Source organism: Pseudoflavonifractor sp. 60 (assembly GCF_009911645.1).
In the GTDB taxonomy this organism is placed as follows: domain Bacteria; phylum Bacillota; class Clostridia; order Oscillospirales; family Oscillospiraceae; genus Lawsonibacter.
Genome location: NZ_QWKI01000209.1, coordinates 1 through 466, shown reverse-complemented (window position 1 = coordinate 466; position 466 = coordinate 1). Strand labels below are relative to the sequence as shown.

Sequence of the window (466 nt, the reverse complement as noted above, 5' to 3'; positions counted from 1 at the left end):
TCCTCTCGTTTCCCGCTCTCCGGTCCGGAAAACGCTGAGCGAAACGCAAAATTTCTGTTGTGCTTCGCTCAACGCTTTCCTGACCCGATCACGGGCCTTCACCGCCGTCCCGGGCGGCAGGGATTAATCTGCAAGCTAAGCGCTTTTGCTCAGCTTCTGCATTTGAACATACTGCGCCAGCCCCTGGGCCTTGATGTTTCGGGCGGCGTTGACCTCCCGGTCTTGGACTCCGCCGCACTTGGGGCAGACCCAGCGCTTTCCTCTGGGGCTGACCGCCTCCTGCCTCTCTCCGCAGACAGAACAGATTTGGCTGGAGGGGAAATAGCGGTCCACCAGAATCAGCGGCTTGCCCTGGCGCTCCAGCTTGTAGCGGAGCATTTCCCGGAACTTTCCATATCCAGAGTCCATCACATTTCCAAAGGGGATGTTTTGGGACAGCTCCGCCAAATCATCCGCCCTCACACAC

The 466-nt window shown here is 58.6% G+C and carries 1 protein-coding gene; it reads right to left on the bottom strand.

Features of this window, described 5'->3' with window-relative positions:
• Positions 1-135 precede the first annotated feature (135 nt).
• Positions 136-466: zinc ribbon domain-containing protein (locus D1646_RS19765; protein WP_160638104.1), on the bottom strand; the 331-nt coding region annotated here is incomplete at its 5' end.